Annotated in this window: 16 protein-coding genes; 8 read left to right on the forward strand and 8 right to left on the reverse strand. The window is 72.2% G+C overall.

Annotated features, from left to right (window positions below; all coding sequences use genetic code 11):
* The first annotated feature begins 2 nt into the window (after window positions 1–2).
* Genes AB0M16_RS30310 through AB0M16_RS30320 form a run of 3 tightly spaced genes read left to right on the forward strand, consistent with a single transcriptional unit; the run spans window position 3 to window position 3,377 of the window.
* Window positions 3–1,712 (forward strand): cytochrome c biogenesis protein ResB, encoded by a 1,710-nt coding sequence (locus AB0M16_RS30310; RefSeq protein ID WP_365348567.1) that lies wholly within the window; start codon window positions 3–5, stop codon window positions 1,710–1,712.
* A complete protein-coding gene (gene ccsB, locus AB0M16_RS30315; protein ID WP_365348569.1) occupies window positions 1,709–2,788 on the forward strand; it encodes a c-type cytochrome biogenesis protein CcsB in 1,080 nt (359 codons plus the stop codon). The genes AB0M16_RS30310 and ccsB overlap by 4 nt, the downstream gene beginning before the upstream one ends.
* Window positions 2,789–2,846: 58 nt before the next feature.
* A complete protein-coding gene (locus AB0M16_RS30320) occupies window positions 2,847–3,377 on the forward strand; it encodes an SRPBCC domain-containing protein (RefSeq protein ID WP_365348571.1) in 531 nt (176 codons plus the stop codon).
* Between the two features lie 81 nt (window positions 3,378–3,458).
* Here AB0M16_RS30320 and AB0M16_RS30325 read toward each other — a convergent pair whose 3' ends face one another.
* The 6 genes from AB0M16_RS30325 to AB0M16_RS30350 form a co-directional block, all read right to left on the reverse strand.
* Entirely contained in the window at window positions 3,459–5,000 is a 1,542-nt protein-coding gene (locus tag AB0M16_RS30325) for a hypothetical protein (RefSeq protein WP_365348573.1), read from the reverse strand.
* A gap of 4 nt (window positions 5,001–5,004) precedes the next feature.
* Entirely contained in the window at window positions 5,005–7,071 is a 2,067-nt protein-coding gene (locus AB0M16_RS30330) for a hypothetical protein (protein ID WP_365348575.1), read from the reverse strand.
* Window positions 7,072–7,180: 109 nt separating this feature from the next.
* Window positions 7,181–8,089, reverse strand: coding sequence for a 2-oxoglutarate and iron-dependent oxygenase domain-containing protein (locus tag AB0M16_RS30335; protein ID WP_365348577.1), 909 nt, complete (start codon window positions 8,087–8,089; stop codon window positions 7,181–7,183).
* Complete coding sequence (locus AB0M16_RS30340) at window positions 8,082–8,534, reverse strand: nucleoside deaminase (protein WP_365348579.1); 453 nt, start codon at window positions 8,532–8,534, stop codon at window positions 8,082–8,084. The genes AB0M16_RS30335 and AB0M16_RS30340 overlap by 8 nt, the downstream gene beginning before the upstream one ends.
* Before the next feature lie 31 nt (window positions 8,535–8,565).
* Window positions 8,566–9,975 carry a DHA2 family efflux MFS transporter permease subunit gene (locus AB0M16_RS30345; RefSeq protein ID WP_365348581.1) on the reverse strand — a complete coding sequence of 470 codons (1,410 nt, stop codon included), beginning with the start codon at window positions 9,973–9,975 and terminating at the stop codon, window positions 8,566–8,568.
* A 74-nt stretch (window positions 9,976–10,049) separates the two neighbouring features.
* Window positions 10,050–10,895, reverse strand: coding sequence for an NAD(P)H-binding protein (locus tag AB0M16_RS30350; protein WP_365348583.1), 846 nt, complete (start codon window positions 10,893–10,895; stop codon window positions 10,050–10,052).
* Window positions 10,896–11,039: 144 nt separating this feature from the next.
* On the opposite strand from AB0M16_RS30350, the gene AB0M16_RS30355 reads away from it, so the two are divergent.
* The gene (locus AB0M16_RS30355) at window positions 11,040–11,534 is read left to right on the forward strand and encodes a MarR family winged helix-turn-helix transcriptional regulator (protein WP_365348585.1); all 495 of its coding nucleotides are present in this window, start codon (window positions 11,040–11,042) and stop codon (window positions 11,532–11,534) included.
* A 98-nt stretch (window positions 11,535–11,632) separates the two neighbouring features.
* Window positions 11,633–12,568 carry a DMT family transporter gene (locus AB0M16_RS30360; RefSeq protein WP_365348587.1) on the forward strand — a complete coding sequence of 312 codons (936 nt, stop codon included), beginning with the start codon at window positions 11,633–11,635 and terminating at the stop codon, window positions 12,566–12,568.
* Here the strand turns inward: AB0M16_RS30360 and AB0M16_RS30365 are convergent.
* Together AB0M16_RS30365 and AB0M16_RS30370 are read right to left on the reverse strand one after the other, a co-directional pair.
* Complete coding sequence (locus AB0M16_RS30365; RefSeq protein ID WP_365348589.1) at window positions 12,459–13,355, reverse strand: LysR family transcriptional regulator; 897 nt, start codon at window positions 13,353–13,355, stop codon at window positions 12,459–12,461. The two genes, AB0M16_RS30360 and AB0M16_RS30365, sit on opposite strands and share 110 nt — an antisense overlap.
* Entirely contained in the window at window positions 13,355–13,747 is a 393-nt protein-coding gene (locus AB0M16_RS30370; RefSeq protein ID WP_365348591.1) for a PLD nuclease N-terminal domain-containing protein, read from the reverse strand. Before AB0M16_RS30370 ends, AB0M16_RS30365 begins: the two co-directional genes overlap by 1 nt.
* 90 nt (window positions 13,748–13,837) lie before the next feature.
* Here AB0M16_RS30370 and AB0M16_RS30375 point away from each other — a divergent pair, with 90 nt between their 5' ends.
* The 3 genes from AB0M16_RS30375 (at window position 13,838) to AB0M16_RS30385 (ending at window position 16,647) form a co-directional block, all read left to right on the forward strand.
* Entirely contained in the window at window positions 13,838–15,295 is a 1,458-nt protein-coding gene (locus AB0M16_RS30375) for a menaquinone biosynthesis decarboxylase (protein WP_365348593.1), read from the forward strand.
* Complete coding sequence (gene mqnP, locus AB0M16_RS30380; RefSeq protein WP_365348595.1) at window positions 15,292–16,194, forward strand: menaquinone biosynthesis prenyltransferase MqnP; 903 nt, start codon at window positions 15,292–15,294, stop codon at window positions 16,192–16,194. Before AB0M16_RS30375 ends, mqnP begins: the two co-directional genes overlap by 4 nt.
* Window positions 16,195–16,272: 78 nt before the next feature.
* Window positions 16,273–16,647 (forward strand): hypothetical protein, encoded by a 375-nt coding sequence (locus AB0M16_RS30385; protein ID WP_365348597.1) that lies wholly within the window; start codon window positions 16,273–16,275, stop codon window positions 16,645–16,647.
* Window positions 16,648–16,665: the final 18 nt, after the last annotated feature.

Here is a 16,665-nt window from a genome sequence, read left to right on the forward strand (position 1 = left end):
CCATGAGCAAGACCGAAACGACGGAGCAGCGGGACGGCCTCGGCGAGGCCGGGGCCCAGCTGTCCACCGCCCCCGTCGAGGAGACGGTGATCGGCGGCCCCACCCTCGGGGTGATCGGCTGGATCCGCTGGTTCTGGCGGCAGCTGACCTCCATGCGGGTCGCCCTGATCCTGCTCTTCCTGCTCTCCCTCGGCGCGATCCCGGGCTCGCTCATCCCGCAGGCCAGCGCGGACGAGCTGAAGGTGGAGCAGTTCAAGGCCGCGCACGAGACCCTCACGCCGGTCTACGAGAAGCTCCAGCTCTTCGACGTGTACAGCTCGGTGTGGTTCTCCGCGATCTACATCCTGCTGTTCGTCTCGCTCATCGGCTGCATCGTGCCCCGGACCTGGCAGTTCGTCGGCCAGCTGCGCGGGCGCCCGCCGGGCGCCCCCAAGCGGCTCACCCGGCTGCCCGCGTACACGACCTGGCGCACCGAGGCCCAGCCGGAGCAGGTCCGGGGGGCCGCGCTCGCGATGCTCGAGCGGCGCCGCTTCCGGGCCGAGACCGCGGGCGACGCCGTCGCCGCCGAGAAGGGTTATCTGCGCGAGGCGGGAAACCTGCTCTTCCACGTCGCGCTCATCGTCATCCTCGTCGCCTTCGCCGTCGGCCAGCTGTTCAAGTCCGAGGGCGGCAAGCTGGTCATCGAGGGCGACGGGTTCTCCAACACCCTCACGCAGTACGACGACTTCAAGTCCGGCTCCCAGTTCTCCACCGACGACCTGGTGCCGTTCAGCTTCCGGCTGGACGGTTTCACCGGCACGTACGAGAAGAACGGCCCCCAGCGCGGCACCCCGCGCACCTTCGAGGCGGCCGTGTCGTACTCCGAGGGCGGCGGCCCGGACAAGAAGACGGTCATCCGCGTCAACGAGCCCCTGAAGGTCGGCGGCTCGAAGGTCTATCTGATCGCCCACGGCTACGCGCCCGTCCTCACCGTGCGCGACGGACGCGGCAAGGTCGTCAGCAGGGGCCCCGTGCCGCTGCTGCCCATCGACAACAACATCACCTCGACGGGCGCGCTCAAGGTGATGGACGGCTACCGCGACAAGAACGGCAAGAAGGAGCAGCTGGGCTTCCAGGCCTTCTTCGTGCCGACCTTCGCGGGCGCCGGCAAGGGCACGATGCTCTCGCAGTTCCCGGCGCTCGACTTCCCGGTCATCGCGCTCACGGGCTTCCACGGCGACCTGCGGGTCAACTCCGGACTGCCGCAGAACGTGTACCAGCTCGACACCTCCAAGATGAAGCAGTTCGCCGTCACCGGCGGCACGGGGAAGGCCAACCGCCTCCTGCCGGGCGAGACCATGACGCTGCCGGACGGCGCGGGCTCGATCACCTTCGAGAAGGAGATCAAGGAGTGGGCGAGCTTCCAGATCTCCCAGCAGCCGGGCAACGGCCTCGCCCTCGCCGGCGCGGTCGCCGCCATCGCCGGACTCGCCGGCTCGCTGTTCATCCAGCGCCGCCGGGTCTGGGTCCGGGCCGTACGGGGTGAGGACGGCGTGACCGTCGTCGAGATGGCGGGCCTCGGCCGGAGCGAGTCCGCCAAGCTGCCCGAGGAGCTGGCCGAGCTCGCGGTCACCCTCCACGCCGAGGCGCCGACCGCGCCGCCGGCTCCGGAAGAACCGGCGGAAGAACCCGCTGACACACCTGCCGCAAAGTCCGAAGGGGCTGAGAAGTGATCCTCGCCGCCGAGACCAACGAGAGCCTGGCGCAGCTGAGCGACCTGCTCGTCTACTCGTCGATGGCCGTCTACACGCTGGCCTTTTTCGCCCACATCGCCGAGTGGGTGTTCGGCAGCCGCAGCAAGGTCGGCCGCACCGCCGCCGCCCTCACGCAGGCTGCCGCCGCTCCGGCCGTGACCGTGCAGGTCACGACGGCCGCCGGCGGCACCGCCGTGCTCGACAAGCCGAAGGTGGTCACCCGCGCCGCGGTCGGCGCCCGGGACGTCCCGGACGGTCCCGGCGCCGCCGGAGGCACGGTCAAGGGCGACCTGTACGGCCGGATCGCGGTGTCGCTGACGACGCTCGCCTTCCTCGTCGAGGCGGCCGGCGTGGTCAGCCGCGCGCTCTCCGTGCAGCGGGCCCCCTGGGGCAACATGTACGAGTTCTCCACCACCTTCTCCACGGTGGCGGTCGGCGCGTACCTCGGCTTCCTGGTCGCCAAGAAGAACGTCCGCTGGATCGGTCTGCCGCTGGTCACCACCGTCCTGCTCGACCTGGGCATGGCCGTCACCTGGCTGAAGACCCCCAGCGACCAGCTGGTCCCGGCGCTCGACTCGTACTGGCTGTGGATCCACGTCTCCACCGCGATCTTCTGCGGCGCCGTGTTCTACCTGGGCGCGGTCGCCACCCTGCTCTACCTCTTCCGCGACTCGTACGAGAACAAGCTGGCGACCGGCGGCAACCCGGGGTCCTTCGCCCGCTCCGTCCTGGAGCGGCTGCCCGCCGCGGCCAGCCTCGACAAGTTCGCCTACCGGGTCAACGCGGCCGTGTTCCCGCTGTGGACCTTCACGATCATCGCGGGCGCCATCTGGGCCGGCGACGCGTGGGGCCGCTACTGGGGCTGGGACGCCAAGGAGGTCTGGTCCTTCATCACGTGGGTCGGCTACGCCGCGTACCTGCACGCCCGCGCCACCGCCGGCTGGAAGGGCCGCAAGGCCGCGTACATCGCGCTCATCGCCTTCGGCTGCTTCCTCTTCAACTACTACGGCGTCAACATCTTCGTCAGCAGCAAGCACTCCTACGCGGGCGTGTGACCGGACGGGCCGGCGAGCTGAGCTCGCGGCCGGACGGCCCCGGGGCCACGCTGGAGGTATGAGCGAGATACCCCGGGGCAGGAGCGAGACCCGCGACGGCGACGAGCACCTGCTGAGGTACACGGTCGAGCTCCCGCACCCGGCGATCGTGGTGTGGGCCGCCGTCGCCACCCCCGAGGGGCTGCCCGCCTGGCTCTGCGCGGCGGACCCGCTGGAGCCGCGGCTGGGAGGGCAGGTCACCCTGCGCTGGCTGAACAGCGAAACGGTCGTCTCGGGCCGGGTGACCGCGTGGGACCCCGAGTACGTCGCCGAGTACACGGTCGACCCGCCGCACGGCCGGATCCGTTTCCATCTGGAGCCGGGCCCGGACCACGGCGCGTCGACCGTGCTGCGTTTCACGGCGGAGTTCAGCGGCACGCGCGGGGCGAAGCTGGACATGCTGGCCGGGTGGCACGAGCACCTGGAGCGGCTCGCCCGGGCGCTGGACGGGCACCCCACGGACTGGCGCGACTGGACGCCGGACCGCTGGCGCGAGCTGCGGGAGCTGTACGAGCGGGACGACGCGCCCTGGCCCAAGTGGGAACCGTAGGGGGCGGTCCGCCGAACGTGCCGGACTCGTGGCCGGTCCCGGCTGATCGACGGGGCACCCCCCGGCGGCCCGCCCGTCGGCTCAGCCCCTCCGCGGCGGCAGGCAGCTCGCCGCGGGCGGTCCGCCCTCCGGCCAGGCGATGGCGACGAAGCGCTGGGAGCCGTCCTGGGCCAGCTCCACGACGGGGACGGCCTTGTTGTACGGGTTGCCGAAGTTGTCCAGGCAGATCCAGCCGCTCGCGCCCTGCACCCGCAGCGAACCCTTGACCTGCGGCCACTGGGTGGCGACGTCGGCGAGCTCGGGGTAGGCGGCACCGTCCGGGGTGGCCTGGCGGATCGCGTGGACCGCGGCCGCCATCGCGTCGTACGCGACGATGGCCTGTCCGTCGGCGAGCGCGACCGGCTTCTGCGCGGCGCGGGCGATGTCCGTCACGAAGGTCTTGTACGCGACCGTCGAACCGCCCGTCGCCGGGACCGTCCGGCCGGGCGCCGGGAGCCAGGCGTCCGGGTGGGCGAGGGAGGCGTAGCGGACGGTCAGCCTGGACCTGAGGGCCTGGCGGTTGAGCTTGCTGTCGGCGCCCAGGTAGGAGCCCTCGTCGCCGGTGAGGACGGTGAAGGCGCGCTCGGCGCAGCCCCGGGCGCCCAGGGCGTTGATGAACTGGCGCAACTGGGTGTGCCGGCCGGCGAAGAAGACCGTCTCGGCGCGGGTGTCGCAGATGAGGTGGGTGATCTGCCGGAAGGTGTTGGCGGTGGTGCCCTCGTCGGTGGGGTCGGCGGGCGAGGTGAAGAGCTGCGGTTCGTAGGGAGCGCCCTTGAGGGAGCCGGCGAAGGCCGACTTGAGGGTGTCGGTGTAGTGGTCGCCGGTGCGGGTGTCCTGGACGAGCAGCGCCTTGGCCGCGTCCACCTTGCCGAAGTGGGCGAGGGCCTTGGCCTCGTCGCCGTTGGTGGGGGAGACGCGGGCGAGGCCCGGGAAGCGGTTGTGGCCCGGTCCGGGGCCGTTGGCGATGTCGTCGGCCGTGATGGTGGTGCCGACCACGGCGATGCCCGCGCCGGTGAGCGCGGCCACCGCCTGGCGTATCTCGGCGGAGGAGGTGGCGACGCCGGTGACCGCGCGCAGCCGGTGCGGGGCGGCGGTCATGGTCTTCAGCTGCTCGACGGTGGTCTGCCAGTGGGCGTTGTTGCGGCCCGTGTTGGCGAGCACGAGCCGGATCTTCGGCGTCTCGCTGTTGGACTCGTGGTTGGCCCGGAACTGGCGGGCGTACGCGCCCTGCACCTCGTGCAGGACCTTGACGCGCATGCCGGGGTCGGGGGAGGTCAGTGGCAGCAGGACGGCGACGGTGGCGTACTCGTCGGCCGTGAGCGTGGCGTTCTCGCGGCTGATGAGCCCGGCCACCTCGGCGAGTTCGGGCACGCCGAAGGCGTAGCCGTCCTGGCCGTTGACGCCGACGCATTCGTCGGAGCCCTGCGGGCGGGCGACGCCCGGCGCGCAGGAACGGTCCTCCGGAGTCGTCGCCCGCTTGACGGCCCAGCCGAGCGGCAGCCCGACGACGATCAGGGCCAGCAGGGCGGCGAAGAACTTCTGCCGTGGGGTGTAGAGGTAGCGGTTGCGCAGCCGGTCGGGCATCGGCTCAGACTCCGTCCTCGCGGCCGGGCGGCAGCGAGAGCCGACGCCAGGCGTGGATGTCCCTCGGCCAGTGGGTGGCCGCGTCCCACAGGGGGCTGTTGCCCGTCAGATGGCGGCCGGACAGCTGGCGCAGCTCGTGCGCCAGCTTCTCGGCGACCTCGCCGTCGGGCAGGGCGAGCGGATCGGTCAGCAGCCATACGGCGTGCAGCAGGCGCCGTACGGACAGGTGGAGCGCGGTCGCCTCGGCGTCGAGCCCGTCCGGCAGCCGGTCGGGCACGTCCCGGCCGAGCGCCGCGGCACGGCGCGGGTCGGGCCCGGCGGCGTGCGGGTCGCGCGGGTACGGGGCGGAGGCGATGAAGCGGAGCCGGCCCAGCCAGCCCACCACGTCCGGGTCGGTGAACGTGCTCCGCAGATGGGCCACGGCGTCCTCGGCGCGGCCCAGGGCGAGTTCGTGGTGCAGCCGGTACGGCAGGTCCGCGTCGCGCCGGTAGTGCCGGTGCAGCGTCTCGTGGACCGCGCGCCAGGCCGCGTGGCGCGGGTGGTCGGCGTCCTCGAAGCGCAGCCGGTGCAGCAGCAGGGCGCGCAGCAGCGGGTCGGCGACGAAGTGTTCGGGGCCCTCGGGCCAGTCCTCGGCGCGCAGCTGGTCGCGGACCCGCAGTGCCATGTCGCCGTCGCGGGACTCGGTGTGCAGCCGGGTGCGGGCGAGCAGCCGGGCCGACTCCTCGTCGTGGGCGGCGGCGAGCACGGTGAACGGCTCCAGGCGGGGGTGCGGCAGGAGCGCGCCGAGCAGCGCGGGCGCGACGGGCACGGGCCGGGCGTCCTCGCGCAGTTCCACGGTCAGGTCGAGCAGGGCGGCGGGGGTGAGCCGGGCCCGCTCGGCGCGCGGGGCCTCGGCGGCGGCCTGCCCGAGCAGCATCACGCCGAGCGGCCGGCCGCCGGTGAGCCGGTGGACGCCGCGGGCCAGTTCGGCGGGGGTGAGCCCGGAGGGGTCGAGGCGGTCGAAGGCGGACTGGGTCTGGGTGGGGGAGAGCGGGGTGAGCTCGACGGCGAGGATGCCGGAGGTGACGTCGCCGCCGCGCGGGGCGGGCGCCCGGTGGGCGGTCTCGGGGAGCCTCAGCCGGTGGGCGTGGCGCATGCCCTCGTGCTCGTGGACCCGGGAGCCGGCGAGGACGACGATCTTGTCGCGGCGGCCGTCGTGGCGGGCACGCAGGATCGGTTCGACCAGCCGGCGGCCCAGTTCGCCGTGCGCGTTGTCCAGCAGCAGGACGGGCCGTCCGCGCCGGGTGCCGACCCGGGTGAGGCCCTTGTAGGCCTGGCCCAGGTCCTCGACGAGCGCGCCGACCAGGAAGTCCTCGGCCTCCTGGCGGCGCCGGTCGCCCTGCGCGAAGTCGATGGCGAGCTGCTGCAGACCGGCCTTGCCGCGCCCGCCGGCGTTGCGGTAACTCCCGTACCAGTTCTCGGACTTCTGCTGGACCCGGCCGAAGACCTCCTCCAGGACCGTCTCGACCGTCGCCTCGGCGAGCAGCCCGGCGAGCGGGGCGGCGGCATCGGCGAAGGTGGCGGCGAGTTTCGTGAGGACCTTGGTGACCCAGTTGGTCGCCGCGCCCTTGGTGGCGTCGACGGTGGAGAGCACCGGCCCGAGCCGCTGCAGGTCGCGTTGGGCCCGCTCCTCGTCCTCCTGCGTCCAGCCGAGCGAGGCGACGGCGACCAGCCCCAGCGAGAGCCGGGGGAACTGGACCGGCTTCGCCCCGGTGACCCGCGGCGACAGCTGCACGGCGAGCTCGGCGAGCGCCCCGGTGCGCTCGGTCCAGCCGGGCCCGTGGTCGGCGGGCGGCTCGATGTGCGCGCAGTCGAGGTACGCGAGCGGAGTGGCCCCCTTGTACGCGTTGCGCAGCTGTTTGAGCAGCGCCGTCTTGCCCATGCCGCGCCCGCCGGTGAAGACCACCACGGGCGGGTCGTCGCCGTGCTCGTACGGGACGCGGGCGAGCGACTCCCCGTCGAGCCCGATCAGGCGCGCGGCGAGCCCCGTGCGATGGAACACCGCCTCGCGGCCGTAAAGGACTCTGTCCACCCGCCACCCCCTGGATCCCCACCAGACGTGCCCCGTCACATCCTCAAGTCCGAATTATCGACGGGGAGTTGTGCTTCGGCCAGGCTTTTCGGCAGGTGGTGCGGAGTCGTCACCCGGCGGTGATCGCGTCGAGCTGTGCGCGCAGGTACGCGTGGGACTCGATGCCGTTGATGGTGGTGCCGGGATCGCACTCGTAGAAGTAGACGAGCGACATCAGCTCCTCGGCCGGCGCGTCCGCCGGCGGCGGCAGCACCCGGTGGCGTCCCGAGCGCCAGCGCCCGCCGGTCCACCCGGCCATCAGGTCGCCGATGTTCACCGTGAACGCCTCCGGGTCCCAGGGCGCGTCCTGCCAGCCGGCCGCCTCCGTGTACACCTGCAGCCCGCCCTTCCCGGCCTGCCGGTCGAGGATCGTGACCGTGCCGAAGTCCGTGTGCGGGCCGATGCGGAACTGCCCCGGCTCGGGCTCGCCGACGAGCTCCCGGCCCGGGTACCAGTTCACGTTGAAGCCGAAGGTGGGGTGGCCGGTGTGCCGCGTGAAGAAGTCCGCCTGCTCGCCGAGCGCGAGCCCGAGCAGGTCCAGGACCCGGTCGGACAGCTCCCGCATCAGCCGCAGGTACTCCGCCACCAGGGCCTTGAGCTCGGGCACCTCGGCGGGCCAGGTGTTCGGCAGGAACCACTCGGCGTCCACGGCCGCGTTCCCCGTCGGCTCCTCGGCCGCGAAGGACAGCGACTCCTTCAGGTCGGGCGGGGTGGCCGTGCCCTCCGCGTACCCGTTGGCCTCCGCTCCCGGCCCCAGCCAGCCGCGGCCGCCGACCTTCACCGCGTACCGCTCCTTCACGGCCGCGGGAAGCCGGAAGAAGGTCCGGGCGCTCTCCCGGATGGCCGCGCGCAGCTCCCGCTCGACGCCGTGCCCGCTGACGAGCAGGAAGCCGGCCTGCCGCAGGGCGCGGTCCACGGCGGGCAGCTGCCCGGCCGGGTCCCGGCGCAGGTCGATCGTCGGAAGGCTCGCCTCAGTCATCGCCGATGTCCTCGTTCCACAGGGCGGGGTGCTCCTCGATGAACCCACGCATCAGGGCGGCGCATTCGGGGTCGTCGAGCACCAGCACCTCGACGCCGTGCTCCGCGAGCCAGTCGTGGCCGCCGTGGAAGGTCCGTGCCTCCCCGACCACCACCCGCGAGATCCCGAACTGCCGGACGAGCCCGGAGCAGTACCAGCACGGCGAGAGGGTCGTCACCATCGTCGTCCCCCGGTACGAGCGCTGCCGCCCCGCTGCCCGGAAGGCGTCCGTCTCCGCGTGCGCCGACGGGTCCCCGTCCTGCACCCGCCGGTTGCGCCCGCGTCCGAGCAGCGCACCGTCGGACCCGTACAGCGCCGCCCCGATCGGGATGCCGCCCTCGGCGAGCCCGGCCCGCGCCTCGTCGAGCGCGGTGGCGAGCCGGCGGCGCGCCTCTTTCTCGTCCATGTCCTGGACTCTTCCCCGGCGGGGGGCGGTGTCACGCCTGGTGGTGGCGGGGCTGCGCCGCGCGGGGCAGCAGGCGGACCAGGGCGCAGCAGACGAGGACGGCGGCGGCGACCAGGGCGAGACTGCGGCCGACGGCGTCCGCGGTGGCGCTGGAGGTGCGGAAGTACACGGTGGTGACGGCGGCGGCGCCGATGCTGTTGGCGAGCTGGGAGACGGCGGACAGCGCACCGGAGGCGCTGCCGGACTCCCCGGGGGCGATGTCGCCCAGCGTGATCTCGTAGATCGTGCCGAAGCAGGTGCCGAGGCCGAGGCCGGTGACGAACACCGGGACGAGCAGCGTCCAGGCCGTCGGGGTGGTGGCCTGCACCAGGGCGAGCAGGGCCAGCGTGCCGGCGAGCGTGAGCAGCAGGCCGACGAGGATCAGGGTGCGGCCGAGGCGGGCCTTGAGGCGGTGCGCGGCGATCGAGGCGACGACGATGCCGGCGGCGACGGGGGCGAGACCGAGAGAGGCGCCGGTCGGCGAGCGGTGCAGTCCGTCCTGGAGGTACAGGGACAGGACGAAGAGGAGGCCGGCGACCGCGGCGTAGAAGACGAGGCCGAGGATCAGCCCGGAGGTGAAGCCGCGGTTGCGCAGCAGCGACGGCTCGACGAGCGGGGCGGCGGCGCGGCGCTGCCGCAGGCAGAACAGGCCGAAGAAGGCGGCGCCGGCGGCGAGGGAGAGGACCGGGCCGCGGGTCCAGCCGTGCGCGGCGCCGTCGATCAGTCCGTGCAGCAGTCCGAGCATCGTGGCGGCGAGCAGGGCGGAGCCGGGACCGTCGAGGGTCACCGTCCGGTCGCCGGTGTCGCGGGGCAGGAGCCGGGCGGCGAGGACGATCGCGAGGCCGCCGAGCGCGATGTTGATCAGGAACATGGAGCGCCAGCCGAAGGAGTCGATGAGGAGGCCGGCGAGGACCGGGCCGCTGATCGCCGACAGTCCGAGGCAGGGGGCGAAGACGCCGAACGCCTTGCCGATCTCCTTCGGCGGGAAGACGGCGCCGAGGATGCCGAAGCCCTGCGGGATGACCAGGGCGCCGAAGGCTCCCTGGAGCAGGCGGAAGCAGATGACCGAGGCGGGGTCGAAGGCGAGTCCGCAGGCGACGGACGCGAGCGTGAAGCCGGTGAGGCCGGTCAGGAACAGCCGGCGGCGGCCGTACCTGTCGCCGAGCCGGCCGCCGACCACCAGCAGGACGCCCATGGACAGGGCGTAGGAGGCGCCCAGCCACTGGACGAGGGACTCCCCGCCGCGCAGGTCGGCGGCGATGGTCGGGGCGGCGATGTTGGTGATGGTGGCGTCGAGGAGGTCGAGGACCGCGGCGAACAGGACGACGGCGAGCACGGCCCACCGGCGGCGGTCGGTGTCGGGCGGGGCGGCGGCCTCGGCGGCGGCGCGGGTGAGGGACATGGGCGGTTGTCTGTCTCCGGGAAGGGGAGGTGCGGGGGGCGGTCGGCTGACCGGACGTGGTCGGTGCCGGGCGGTCAGTGCTGCGCGGCGAAGGCTCCGGCGTTGTCGCGGGCCCACTGGCGGTAGGTGCGGGCGGGGCGGCCGAGCAGGGTCTCGGTGGTGTCGGCGACGGTGGCGGGGCCGTGGGAGGCGGCGGCCCACAGGTCGAGCAGCGAGCCGACCATGGCCGGGGGCATGAAGCGGCCCATCTGCCGTTCGGCCTCGGCGCGGGTGATCTGCTCGACCGGGACGGCGCGGCCGACGGCGTCGGCGAGGACGGCGAGCTGCTCGCGGAAGGTGAGCGACTCGGGGCCGGTGAGGGTGATCGCGCGGCCGGTGAGGGATTCGCCGGTCAGGGCCTCGAAGGCGATGTCGGCGATGTCCTCGGGGTGGATGGGCGCGATGTGCGCGTCGGGGTAGGCGAGCTGGACCGGCATCGACCGGCCGATGAAGTACGCCCAGCCGAAGGAGTTGCTGGCGAAGGCGTCGGGCCGCAGGAAGGTGCAGGTGAGGTCGGAAGCGGCGAGGGCGCGCTCGACCGTGAGGCTGTGGCTCGCCAGCGGGTCGGTCTCGGCGTCGGGGCCGAGGACGGAGGCCGAGGAGAGCAGGACGACGTGCTCGACGCCGGCGGTCTCGGCAGCCTTGATCAGCTCGTGGACGCCGACGGGCTCGGGGTAGAGGAAGACCTGGCGGACGCCGCGGAGTGCGGCGTCGAGGCCCTCGGGGTGGTCGAGGGCGAGCTCGACGGTCCCGACGCCGTCGGGGACGGTCAGTTCGGCCGGGTTCGCGCTGGCGGCGCGGACGGTGTGACCGGCGGCGTGCAGGCGGGCGATGAGGCCCTGGCCGACCTTGCCGCGGGCGCCGGTGACGAGAGTGGTCATGGGAAGGCTCCTTCGTTCGACGTGCGTGGGTGTTCCGCCGCCCGACACAGTTGGCTGCCGTTCGACGTATGCATGCTTGCATGCACACATTTGCTGGTCAACACATGCCTTCATGAAGTCATCTATGTCTGTACGATGGAGGGCATGACGAAGCGAGAGCCGGAGACGGCGGAGGAACTGCTGAACGCCGTGGGCCCGGCCTTCGGGAAGCTGCGGCGCTCCTCGCTCCTGGAGGTCGAGGACCCGATCTCCGAGAAGGACCTGAGCCGCACGCTGGTGCTCAGGATCGTCCTGGACGCCGAGCAGGAGGACACCGGCGAGATCACCGTCGGCGCGGTCGGCAGGCACCTGGGAGTGGACCCTTCGGTGGCCAGCCGCATGGTCTCCGACTGCATCTCGGCCGGCTACCTCGTCCGGGCCGCCTCCCAGCAGGACGGCCGCCGCACGGTCCTTCACCTCAGCCCCGAGGGACGGGAGCTGATGGCCCGCTTCGGCCGCCACCAGCGTGCGGCCTACGACTTCATCACCGCGGACTGGACCGAGCACGAGCGCCTGGAGCTCGCCCGTCTCATGATCAAGTACGTCGCCTCCCAGGACAGCCTCGCCCGGCGGGCCAAGGGGCAGGGCGCCCGTTCCTGAGGGACGCCCCGCCCCATCGGCCCGGCCGATGGGCCCATCGGCAGGACGCCCCGCTGGCTCGTGGACCGCACCCCGGGCCCGTTCGTAGCGTCAGGGGCATGAGAAACGAGACCAGGGGAACCGTCGAACTCACCCTCGCCATGGTGCTCTCCGGCACCCTCGGCATCTTCGTCGTCGAGTCGGGCGCCTCGCCGTTCGACGTCGTCTTCTTCCGGTGCCTCTTCGGAGCCGTCGCGCTCGGGGCGTACAGCCTGGCCCGCGGCTTCTTCACCGGGCACGGTTTCACCCCGCGGAAGCTGGGACTCGCCGTGCTCGGCGGGGTGTTCATCGTCTTCAACTGGGCGCTGCTCTTCGAAGCGTACGAGGCCACCTCGATCTCCTTCGCCACCGTCGTCTACCACACGCAGCCGTTCTTCCTCGTGCTGCTCGGAGCGGTCGTCCTGCGGGAGCGGATCAGCGCCGCGAAGCTGGGATGGCTCGGTGTCGCCTTCGCCGGGCTCGTGCTCGTGTCCGGCGTACGGCCGGGGGACACCGCCTCCCTCCAGGGGCTCGGGCTCGCCCTCGGCGCCGCCGTGCTCTACGCGCTGTCGACGATCGTCACCAAGCGGATCAGCGGCGTCAGGCCCCATCTCGTCGCGCTCGTCCAGGTCACCGTCGGCATCCCGCTCCTGCTGCCCTTCGCCGACTTCGGCGCCGCCGGGCGGCTCGGGGCCGGGTGGGGCTGGCTGGCCGGTCTCGGGATCATCCACACCGGGGTCATGTACGTGCTGATGTACGCGGCCTACGCCAAGCTGCCCACCGCCCGGATCGCCGTGCTCGCCTTCACCTACCCGGCCGTCGCGATGCTCGCCGACTGGGCCGTGTACGGACACCACATCGGCCTCGTGCAGGCCCTCGGCGTCCCGCTGATCGTGCTGGCGAGCCTCAGGGTGACCCTGGCGGGGGCTCCTCGCGGACGAGTCGTCGCGTCTGCTCCACGAACAGGCGCACATGCGCCGGAAGCCGCTTCCCCCGCCGCCACGCGATCTGCGTGAACAGAGTGAACGGCGGCTCCCAGTCCAGCGCCACCAGTGCCCCGGACGCCAGTTCCGCAGCGACGGTGATCCGGGGCAGCAGCGCGATGCCGAGCCCGGCGGCCACGCCCCGCTTGCTCGCCTCGATCGTGCCGTACTCGGTGAAGACCGGCCCGTACGGCGCCAGTTCCGCCTCGAAGAGGTCGCGGTAGGCGCAGCCCGGCTCCGTGCCCACCAGGCCGGTGGCCGCCAGGTCCGCGGCCGTCAGGCCGGTCCGTCCCGCCAGCGGGTGCCGCGGCGCGGCCACCAGGACCAGCGGCTCCTCCGCCAGGACCTCGCTCTCCAGGCCCTCGTGCTCGGTCTCCCGCTCCATCAGCAGGCCCAGGTCGTACGTCCCCTGGCGCAGGGCCTGCCGGGTCGCGTCGCCGAGCGTCGGGCGCAGCGCGAGCCGCACCCCGGGATAGCGGTGGTGGAAGAGCTCCAGGAGCGGCGGCAGCCGGTAGGAGGTCAGCGACTCCATGGTGCCGACGGCGATCGTGCCGGTCGGCTCACCGCCGGCCGTGACCGCGGTCCTGGCCTCCTCGGTGAGCGCGATGATCTGCCGGGCGTACGGCAGGAGGCGCTCGCCGGCCTCGGTGAGCCGGATGCGGGAGCCGAGCCGTTCGAAGAGCTCGGTGCCCAGCGAGGCCTCCAGGGCGCGGATCTGCGCGGTGACGCTGGACTGCGCGTACGCGAGCTCGGCGGCGGCCCGGGTGAAGGAGAGGACCGTGGCGACCTTCTCGAAGGTGACGAGGAGCCGCAGCTCCATCAGCCGTCCTTCTCCTCGCCCCGCTCCTGCTCGCGGCGCTTCAGCTCCTCCTCGCGGCGGCGGAGGTCGGCCTCCCAGTCCTTGAGGAGGGACTCGTCCTTCTTGTTCTCCTCACGGAGCGACTTGAGGAACTCGGGGTTGTCGTCCGGGGCGACCCACTCGTGCCGGTGGTTGCGGTGCCACTCGCTGGGCGTGCGGCCGCCGGCCGGCGCCCGGCGCATCTTGCCGGCCGCGAACCACACGATCGGGCCGACGATCCAGAAGAGCAGGATGATGATGACCCAGACCACCTTGGGCAGGTGCTTGGCCTCGTCCTCGGGGGTGTTCAGGCAGTCGATGAACGCGTAGATCGTCAGCGCCAGCGGCAGGATGTACATCAGTGCCCTGAGCATGTGGGACAGCCCCCTGGAAGCGGTGGCGGGAGCGCGTTTCGGCGGCCCCGGTGACGGCCCCAGCCTAGCCGGTGACCGATACTGACCCCTATGGCTTACGACGATCTCCGCTCGCTGCTCAGGGCCCTCGAGCGCGAAGGCGACCTCAAGCGCATCAAGGCCGAAGTCGACCCGTACCTGGAGGTCGGGGAGATCGTCGACCGCGTGAACAAGGCGGGAGGCCCGGCGCTGCTCTTCGAGAACGTCAAGGGCTCCGCCATGCCGCTCGCCATGAACGTCTTCGGGACGGACCGGCGGCTCCTCAAGGCGCTGGGCCTGAAGTCCTACGAGGAGATCAGCGAGAAGATCGGCGGGCTGCTCAGGCCGGAGCTGCCGCACGGCTTCGTCGGGGTCCGGGAGGCCTTCGGCAAGCTGGGCTCGATGGTCCACGTGCCGCCGAAGAAGGTGAAGTCCGGGGACGCCCCGGTCCAGGAGGTCGTGCTCACCGGCGACGACGTCGACCTGGACGAGCTGCCCGCGCTCTTCACGTGGCCGAAGGACGGCGGTTCCTTCTTCAACCTGGGCCTGACCCACACCAAGCACCCGGAGACCGGGGTCCGCAACCTCGGCCTCTACCGGCTCCAGCGCCACGACAAGCGCACCATCGGCATGCACTGGCAGATCCACAAGGACAGCCGCAACCACTACGCGGTGGCCGCGGAGCGCGGGGAGCGGCTGCCCGTCGCCATCGCCTTCGGCTGTCCGCCGGCCGTCACCTACGCCTCGACGGCGCCGCTGCCGGGCGACATCGACGAGTACCTCTTCGCCGGCTTCGTGCAGGGCAAGCGGATCGAGATGGTCGACTGCAAGACGGTCCCGCTCCAGGTCCCGGCCCAGGCGGAGGTCGTGATCGAGGGCTGGCTGGAGCCGGGCGAGATGCTGCCCGAGGGGCCCTTCGGTGACCACACCGGCTTCTACACGCCGCAGGAGCCGTTCCCCGCCCTGAAGATCGACTGCATCACCATGCGGCGACGCCCGCTGCTCCAGTCGATCGTGGTCGGCCGCCCGCCGACCGAGGACGGACCGCTGGGCCGCGCCACGGAGCGCTTCTTCCTGCCACTCCTCAAGATCATCGTGCCGGACATCGTGGACTACCACCTGCCGGAGTCGGGCGGCTTCCACAACTGCGCGATCGTCTCGATCGACAAGAAGTACCCGAAGCACGCCCAGAAGGTCATGCACGCCATCTGGGGCGCGCACATGATGTCGCTGACCAAGCTGATCATCGTGGTGGACAAGGACTGCGACGTCCACGACCTCCACGAGGTGTCCTGGCGCGCCCTCGGCAACACCGACTACGCCCGCGACCTCACGGTCGTCGAGGGCCCGGTGGACCACCTGGACCACGCCTCGTACCAGCAGTTCTGGGGCGGCAAGGCCGGCATCGACGCGACGAAGAAGCTGCCCGAGGAGGGCTACACCCGGGACGGCGGCTGGCCGGACATGGTCGAGTCGGACCCGGCGACGGCGGCCCTGGTGGACCGCCGCTGGAAGGAGTACGGCCTGTGACCACGGCAGCGGTGCCCGGCGCGCAGCCGGGCCGCACGAAAGCCTTCCTCCGCCTCGTGATGATCGAGCACTCGGTCTTCGCGCTGCCCTTCGCGTACATCGCCTCGCTCACCGCGATGTACCAGCTGGACAAGAAGATCCACTGGTGGACGCTGTTCCTGGTGACCGTGTGCATGGTGGGTCTGCGGACCTTCGCCATGGCCTGCAACCGGATCATCGACCGCGAGATCGACGCCCGCAACCCGCGCACCGCGAACCGGGAGCTGGTGACGGGCGCGGTGTCGGTGCGGTCGGCGTGGACCGGCGCGGGCGTCGCCGTCGTCGTCTTCCTCGGCGCGGCGGCCCTGCTCAACCCGCTCTGCCTGGCGCTCGCGCCGCTCGCCGTCATCCCGATGGTGGTCTATCCGTACGGCAAGCGGTTCACGAACTTCCCGCACGCGATCCTCGGCCTCGCCCAGTCCATCGGCCCCATCGGCGCCTGGCTCGCCGTGACCGGCGAGTGGTCCTGGGACGCGGTGATCCTGGGCCTCGCGGTGGGCATCTGGATCGGCGGCTTCGACCTGATCTTCGCCTGCCAGGACGTCCAGGCGGACCGCGCGGAAGGCGTCATGTCAGTCCCGGCCCGCTTCGGGGTTCCGGCAGCCCTGTGGGGTGCGCGGGCCTCGGCGGTCGTGACCACCGGTCTGTTGGTCTGGTACGCGCTGGCGACGCAGGCGGGCGCGTTCTTCTGGGTGGGCCTGGTGATCGTGGTGGCGGCGTTCTGCTACGAGCACTCGATCGTGAAGCCGCACGACCTGTCCCGCCTGAACCGGGCGTTCTTCACGGTCAACGGGTTCATCGGGATCGCCCTGTTCCTGTGTGCGCTGCTCGACCTGCTGGTGCGCGGGCTGTCCGTGTAGCTCGATCGTGCGTGCTGCCTTCGGTCTCCGCGTTCGTGTCCCGACCCGATCGCTACGTTGCGGCCTACCATCGAGTGCATGGACAGGGAGGCCGACGTGACCGTCTCGGAGACTGATCGCCTGCACTCACAGCTCGCCCGGTTCGAGGACATGTTCCGCGGGTACCGGATGGAGATTGTCGAGGGCAACATCGTGATGAGTCCGCTGAAGCCGCACCACGCCCAGACGATTCGGCGGGTGTGGAACGCGCTGGAGGCCCAGCTGTCGGATGAGTGGGGCTTCCTCAGCGATGTGGCCATCCCGCTGGACCAGGACAACGCGAACCCCGGCCCCGACGGCTACCTCGGCCGGGACACCATCCCCTACGGCAAGACCGTCACCGTGGAGACCGGCATCGGGCAGCTGACCGTCGACACGAGCACGCTCCCCGTCGACCCGGGCGTCGGAGCCTGAAGCGTCCGAGCCTGACGG

The organism is Streptomyces sp. NPDC051921, from assembly GCF_040680975.1.
In the GTDB taxonomy this organism is placed as follows: Bacteria; Actinomycetota; Actinomycetes; order Streptomycetales; family Streptomycetaceae; genus Streptomyces.